Source organism: Pseudomonas sp., assembly GCF_049645325.1.
Lineage (GTDB): Bacteria > Pseudomonadota > Gammaproteobacteria > Pseudomonadales > Pseudomonadaceae > Aquipseudomonas.
In genome coordinates this window covers 1-6,576 of record NZ_JBARTQ010000487.1, presented here as the reverse complement: position 1 = coordinate 6,576, position 6,576 = coordinate 1, and the positions used below count along the sequence as shown (strand labels likewise).

The following is a 6,576-nucleotide window of genomic DNA, read 5'->3' as shown; positions in this document are numbered from 1 at the left end:
GCGTTAGGCCTGCTGTCGTTGGCGGCGGCGCTGCTGACGCCGGTGGATCGCCTCGCCAACTTGTTGCCCGGCGCGCGCAATGGCAGCCTGGCGTTTTATCAGGAAGGTCGCGGAGCAACGGTCGCGGTGGTCACTCAAGGCCAGGGCGCACGGGCCTTTCAGCGTCTGTATATCCAAGGGGTGTCGAACACCGGCGATGCGATGCCGTCGCTGCGCTATATGCGTATCCAGGCGCTGCTGCCGCTGCTGATTCATCGCGCAGCGCCCAAATCGGCATTGGTCATCGGCTTTGGTACCGGCATCACGGCGGGGGCGTTGCTGCGTTATCCGGGCCTTGAGCACCGGGTGGTTGCCGAGCTGCTGCCTTCCGTGGTGCACGCCGCGCCGTTATTTAAAGGCAACTTCAACGCGGCCAATGACCCGGGGGTAGATGTGCGCCTGCGCGACGGTCGCCAGGAGCTGCTGCGCAATGCCCAGGCCTACGACCTGATCACTCTGGAGCCGCCACCGCCCTCCGCCGCCGGCGTGGTCAACCTGTATTCACAGGACTTCTACCAACTGGCGGCTTCGCGCCTGGAGAAAAACGGCCTGCTCGCCCAATGGCTGCCACTGCCCACCCAAAATATTGATGACTCCCGCGCACTGGTGCGCAGCTTCCTCAACGTATTCCCCTACGCCTCGCTGTGGACCAGTGAGTTCCATGAAATGCTGTTGGTGGGTTCGCAGGAACCGATGGAACTCGACGTCGAGCGCATACGCGCACGTTTTGAGCAGCCCAGTGTGCGCAGCGCCTTGGCCGAAGTGGGTATAGATTCTGCCGCCACGTTGCTGGCCACCTGGGTCACGGACCGCCAAGGCCTGGAACGTTTTGCCGCCGATGCCCCGCCGGTCACCGATGACCGACCGCGCATCGAATACGCGCCGTGGGTACGCGCCAAGGAAATCACGCGGGTCCTGCCAGCGCTTTTGGACCTTCGCGTGCCGGTGCCGCTGGTCAACGCCGACGCAGCCTTTGCCAGGACCCTCGCCGCCGAGCAGCAGCGCTTGATGCAGTTCTACCGCGCGAGCCTGCACGCCTATGACGGCGATCGCGATGCGTGGCGCCGGGATATCAGCGAGGTACTCCAGCAAGACAGCGCCAACCCTTACTACCGCTGGTTTATCGGGCAATAAGCTGGAGCGCCAACAGCCCGGTCGCCAGCGCTGAAAACGCCGAAACAGCACGGGTTGAACCACGCCCCGCCGCAGCAACTGAGTGACGATTACTGCCTGTCACCCGCCGCTGCGACGCCCTGCTCAGCCACTGCAACCGGCCGGCAAGGAACGCGTTTTGAGCCTTATTGGTTTTTCAACTTCACATACGACTGGTGCAAGTCCGACGCCCAGCCATCGATGACGCCTTTGACGTCGTCGGCCTTCATCACCTGCGAGTCGTTGGACAACGGCTTGCCGGTGCCTTTGCGCACCACTTGGGCGATCACCTTGCCGCTGGCGCCGTCGAGGAACTGCGCCTCGGTGCCGAGGGTGGTTTCCTGGTCACGGATGCCTGTGCCGGTGCTCACGGCAGCGGCGACCAGGGCGATGGGAATGTATTCATAGGGCTTGAGGCTTTCGGTCTTGCTGCTGACGGCGGTGATTGCCGCGCGTACCACGATCACGCCCGGGCCCGGCGCGTTGGCCAGCGGCAGTGATTTGGCCAGTTCGCGCTTGAGCGCCTGGTTGTAATAGGCGCTGATGCCATTGAGGGTGCTGTCGGGGATTTTCGTGGTGGCTTGAGGTTTGGGGTAGAACTGGGTCGGCTCGATGAACACCGCGTTGTAGGTGCCAAGTTTCAGGTTGGGGTCGACCCAGCGCATCACCTCGGCGCCGGACGGTGACTTGGCTTCCTTGAGTTGGCTGTAGTCCGAGAGGAAACCGGAGTACTCGTCCGGCTGGGTAACCTTGCTGGCACAACCTGCCATTGCGAGTGAGGCAACGCACAGCGTGCTGATCAATAGCCTTTGCTTCATCATTGAACTCCCTGGCGATCATCATCGAAACACTGAGCTGTAGGTATAGCCAACTCTGGGGAAATAGCCGTTATTTCATGCCGCCTGTTTGACAGACGCAGAGCCAGCGTCAAAGCTGCACACAGCAAAAGCACGCCGTAGAGCGTCCAAGCATCAAGACAACGGAAGTCGCAATGCCAGAGCCTGAGAACCGTAAAGCTGAACCGCGTCGTTACCTCTTTCCCGTATTAATCGCATTGCTGTTGTTGGCCATGGCCGGGACCTGGGTGTTCCTGCAATCCAGCACACCTCAGGTGCGTGTGCAGGCGCCGGTGGTGGCAGCGGCCAAGCCCGCGATCATTGCGCCGGCCACAATGGTCGATGAGCAACAGTGCGCCGGTTGCCACCAGGCCCAGGCCAAGGACTGGCAAGGTTCTCACCACCAATTGGCAATGCAGGCCGCTACGCCGCAGACGGTGCCGGCAGACTTCAACAACGCGGCGTTTACCGGCGAAGGCGAAACCACCCGGTTCTCTCGGCGAGGCGATGAGTTTTGGGTCAATACCCCTGGCATCGACGGCAAGGCCGCCGACTTCAAGGTGGCCTACACCTTCGGCATCGCGCCGCTGCAGCAATACCTGATCGAGGTCGGTGATGGGCGCCTGCAAGCCCTGGGCGTGGCTTGGGATACGCAGAAGGGTCGCTGGTTCCACCTTTACCCCGGTCAAGGCGTCAACTTCAAGAACCCACTGCACTGGAGCAAGCCCAGCCAGAACGCCAACTTCATGTGCGTCGAATGCCACACCACCGGCTATAAACGTAACTTCGACCCGGTGAAAAACACCTTCGACAGCCAATGGAACAGCCTCGGTGTCGGTTGCCAGGCGTGCCATGGCCCGGCATCGAACCATGTGCAATGGGCGGCGAAGAAAGGCGACCTGCTGCACGCCGGCTTCGCTGTCGACCTGAAAGACAAAAACGCCAACGTCGAACTCGAAACCTGCGCCCGCTGCCACGCGCGCCGCGCGCCCTTGGGCGATGGTTTTACCGTGGGCAAGCGCCTGATGGACGACTACCTGCCGAGCGTGCTGACCCGCGAGCTGTACACGCTGGACGGCAAGATCAAGGATGAAGTGTTCGAGCACGGCTCGTTCGCGCAAAGCAAAATGGCCGAGAAAGGCGTGCGCTGTAGCAACTGCCACAACCCCCACAGCAATGAACTCAAGGCGCCGGGCAACGGCGTGTGCCTGCAATGCCACAACCCGGCGGGCAAAACCCCATACGCCACGGTGGACGGGCGCGGGTTGCAGGCCAAGCTTTACGACTCAAGCGAGCACACCGGGGTTGCGGTCGGGCAGCCGGGTTCGTTCTGCGTCGATTGCCACATGCCGGGCAAGTTCTACATGGGCAATGACTTTCGGCATGACCACAGTTTCAGCATCCCACCGGCCGCGCGCGCGGTTCTGCAAGCCCCGAGTTACGGTGACAGCATGGCATTGATTCGCGGCGGCCAGCCCGGCGCCGCCCAGGCCCTGTATGACCAGTTGGCGCGCGGTAACCTGCCGGCTATCCAGCGTGCGACCTTGTTGGTTGAGTTGCCCAACTACCCGAGCGAACAGGCGCTGAAGCTTGCGACCAAAGACCTTGGCAACCCGGCCCCTCAGGTCCGCGAAAGCGCCGTGCGTGCCACCAGCGCCTTGCTGCCACCGCCGGAGCGGGTGTCGCTTTACGCCCCGTTACTCAAAGACCCGGTCAAGGCGGTGCGCATCGTGGCGGCGCGGGACTTGCTCGGTGTCCCGGGCCAAGGGCCGGCCTGGGACAACGCCATCGCCGAGTATGAGCAGGTGCAACTGAGCCTGCTGGAGCGCGCCGAGGCCAATCTCAACCTGGCGATGCTCTATCAGGCCAGTGGCCGTGGCGACAACGTCGAGGCGCAGTTGCGTACCGCGTTGCTGCGCGACCCCGACTTCTTCCCGGCGCTGGTGACCCTGGCACAGTGGCTGGAAGCCAATGGCCGCAATGAGGAGGCGCGCAGCCTGATCGCCGCGCAACTGGCCCGCCAGCCGGACGCGCCACTGCTGCAACACACCCAAGGCTTGATGCTGATACGTGCGGGAGATGTTGCCAAAGCGCTGCCCTACTTGCGCCGCGCCGTGCGGCTGGCTCCCGACAATGGCCAGTTCGCGTTTGTCTTGGCGGTGGCCTTGCACGACAGCGGCAAGGTCGATGACGCCTGCCGCGAACTGGAAAGCCTGCTGCAACGCCAGCCGTATAACCGCAACGCCCGGCTGTCGTTGATCCAGTACTACTTGGAAAACGGCCAGGAGCCCAAGGCGCAGATCGTTCTGCAGGGTTGGAAAAAGCTCAACCCGGGTGACCCGGCGCTGAAATAGGCGCCTCAGCCGCGCTCGCGCGGGATCAGGCTCTGAAGTTGCGAGGCCAGGAAGTTCGCATCAAAGCCGAAGGTGTCCGGGTCTTTGAGGCCATTGGTCTTTTTCCACAGCCAGTCGTTTTTGTCCGCCGGCAGCACCAGTGACACGCTGCCATGGCGGGCGGCCGTCAAGCCCATCACCGACACCGAGATCGAACCGCCCACGCCCATGACCTCGGGCACGAACTCGACGGTTTTTCCGGTGATCTGGACGTTGAGTTTCTCGGTCTTGAAGGTCGACGTTTCCACCGGCACGCTCGCGCCGCTGGCCACATACGCCTCACGATTAACCTCCAGCAAGCCGATGCTCTTGACCGGCTCCAGCCATTGCTCGATCTGCCCGAACAACTCGCCGAGCTTCTGCGCCCAGCGCGCCGACTGTTGGTCAAATTGCTGCTTTTTATGCGCTTCGCTGTCGGCGTAATGACGAAGCATCTCGCCCAGTTGTTGTACATCGTCCATTGCGGATCTCCTTGGGTGAGCCAGGTTGCGAAGCCCGATCATGGCAGATGCGGCGGCCCACCGTGCGATTAACACCGCAGACGCAACTGCACCGGTCATTTGGTGGGCAACTGCGTATGACTAATCGGCGGCCGATGGGTAAGGTGAGCCGACATTCCTTTTCAGGAGCGCCCCATGCGCACCATCGGCCTTATCGGCGGCATGAGCTGGGAGTCCAGCGCCGAGTATTACCGCATCATCAACCAGCGTGTGCGCGATCAACTGGGCCCGCTGCGCTCGGCGCAACTGTTGATGTACAGCGTGGACTTCGGCCCGGTGGAACAGGCCCAGCACGCCGGACGCTGGGACGACGCCGCACGGATCCTCGAAGACGCTGCACGCCGCCTGCAGGCCGGTGGCGCCGAATGCGTGGTGCTGTGTACCAACACCATGCACTTGGTGGCGCCGCGTATCGAGGCGGCGGTGTCGATTCCGTTTCTGCACATCGCCGATGCAGCCGGTGCGGCGGCAGTAGCGGCCGGCACGCTGACGGTGGGGTTGCTCGGCACGGCGTTCACCATGGAACAGGACTTTCTCAAATCCCGCCTGAACGCCCAAGGCCTGAACGTGCTGGTGCCCGACGCGGGCGAGCGCCAGGCCGTGCACCGGATTATCTACGAGGAATTGTGTGTCGGCGTAATCAGCGAGGCGTCGCGCCAGGTCTATCAGCGTGTGATCGAATCCTTGGCCGCGCGTGGCGCCCAGGCGATCATTCTGGGCTGCACGGAAATCGGCCTGCTGATCAAACCGGAGCACAGCGACCTGCCACTGCTGGACACCACCGAGCTGCATGCGCAGGCTGCGGTGGCGTTTGCTCTAGCGGGTTAAGCCGATTGGCGCAGGCGCGCCATGCTGATGGTGTCGACAAATTTGCCGTCCCGCACGGCGTAATCGCGCAGCCGGCCTTCGACCTCAAAGCCGAATTTGCGGTACAGGTTTTGTGCGGCTTGGTTGTCGGCGTAGACCGTGAGTTCCACGCGGTGCAGGTTCATCCAATTGTCGGCGACGTCGAGGGCGGTCGACAGCAGTTTTGATCCCACGCCCTTGCCCTGCCAAGCTGTGGCCACGCCCATGCCGAATGAACCGACGTGGCTCTGGCGTACACGCAGGTACTGTTCCAGGCCGAGCTGGCCGATGACTTCACCGCCATGCACGGCCACCAACTGCAGGCGCCGTTCGTTGTCGGTCACCAGTTTGTTGCGCCAGGCTTCTACCGACTGGAAAGGCATTTGCAGCACCTGGCGGCACACGGCCGGGTCGTTATAGAGCGCAGCCACGCCTTCAAGGTGGGCCTCGGTGAAGCGCTGGATGACGATATGGGGTTCAGGTGTGTGCATTGTGTTTCCGTCCTTTGGAAGACAATTGGCGGGGTAGTGTAGCTGGCCAGGGGTTGTGTTGGGGGTTGTGTTGGATTTGGGTGTATATCCGGTATTTGGGTGATGGCGGGTATGGGTTCCGCTCTTACAGCGGCTCACTTTTGGTGGAGCCGGAATGCCGGCCCAGTCAAAAGTAAGCAAAACGCTCTTGCCCCTCCACTCGGCACCTCGCCTAGGCTCGGTGTGCCCGCACTCCGGCTTGAATCCGTGGGCCGCCGCCACGCGCCATCCATGGCGCGGGGCGGCTAACCCGGCGTCCTGCCGGGTTACCCACGGATTC

5 protein-coding genes and 1 pseudogene are annotated in these 6,576 nt (G+C 62.7%); 3 read left to right on the top strand and 3 right to left on the bottom strand.

What is annotated here, in order from left to right:
* A pseudogene (locus tag WBB95_RS20875) lies at window positions 1–1,173 on the top strand (spermidine synthase); the annotation flags it as partial.
* Window positions 1,174–1,337: 164 nt separating this feature from the next.
* Here the strand turns inward: WBB95_RS20875 and WBB95_RS20870 are convergent.
* A complete protein-coding gene (locus WBB95_RS20870) occupies window positions 1,338–2,009 on the bottom strand; it encodes a DUF3313 domain-containing protein (protein WP_424489306.1) in 672 nt (223 codons plus the stop codon).
* A gap of 173 nt (window positions 2,010–2,182) precedes the next feature.
* On the opposite strand from WBB95_RS20870, the gene WBB95_RS20865 reads away from it, so the two are divergent.
* Entirely contained in the window at window positions 2,183–4,381 is a 2,199-nt protein-coding gene (locus WBB95_RS20865; RefSeq protein ID WP_424489305.1) for a tetratricopeptide repeat protein, read from the top strand.
* A gap of 5 nt (window positions 4,382–4,386) precedes the next feature.
* Here WBB95_RS20865 and WBB95_RS20860 read toward each other — a convergent pair whose 3' ends face one another.
* Complete coding sequence (locus tag WBB95_RS20860; RefSeq protein WP_424489304.1) at window positions 4,387–4,881, bottom strand: hypothetical protein; 495 nt, start codon at window positions 4,879–4,881, stop codon at window positions 4,387–4,389.
* Between the two features lie 174 nt (window positions 4,882–5,055).
* Here WBB95_RS20860 and WBB95_RS20855 point away from each other — a divergent pair, with 174 nt between their 5' ends.
* The gene (locus WBB95_RS20855) at window positions 5,056–5,748 is read left to right on the top strand and encodes an aspartate/glutamate racemase family protein (RefSeq protein ID WP_424489303.1); all 693 of its coding nucleotides are present in this window, start codon (window positions 5,056–5,058) and stop codon (window positions 5,746–5,748) included.
* On the opposite strand, the gene WBB95_RS20850 is transcribed toward WBB95_RS20855, so the two are convergent.
* A complete protein-coding gene (locus WBB95_RS20850) occupies window positions 5,745–6,257 on the bottom strand; it encodes a GNAT family N-acetyltransferase (RefSeq protein ID WP_424489302.1) in 513 nt (170 codons plus the stop codon). The two genes, WBB95_RS20855 and WBB95_RS20850, sit on opposite strands and share 4 nt — an antisense overlap.
* Window positions 6,258–6,576 lie beyond the last annotated feature (319 nt).

Bases quoted from the DNA above. Each gene is read 5' to 3' on its own strand.
- WBB95_RS20870 (WP_424489306.1), bottom strand. From the start codon at position 2,009: ATGAAGCAAAGGCTATTGATCAGCACGCTGTGCGTTGCCTCACTCGCA.
- WBB95_RS20865 (WP_424489305.1), top strand. From the start codon at position 2,183: ATGCCAGAGCCTGAGAACCGTAAAGCTGAACCGCGTCGTTACCTCTTT.
- WBB95_RS20855 (WP_424489303.1), top strand. From the start codon at position 5,056: ATGCGCACCATCGGCCTTATCGGCGGCATGAGCTGGGAGTCCAGCGCC.
- WBB95_RS20850 (WP_424489302.1), bottom strand. From the start codon at position 6,257: ATGCACACACCTGAACCCCATATCGTCATCCAGCGCTTCACCGAGGCC.
- WBB95_RS20860 (WP_424489304.1), bottom strand. From the start codon at position 4,881: ATGGACGATGTACAACAACTGGGCGAGATGCTTCGTCATTACGCCGAC.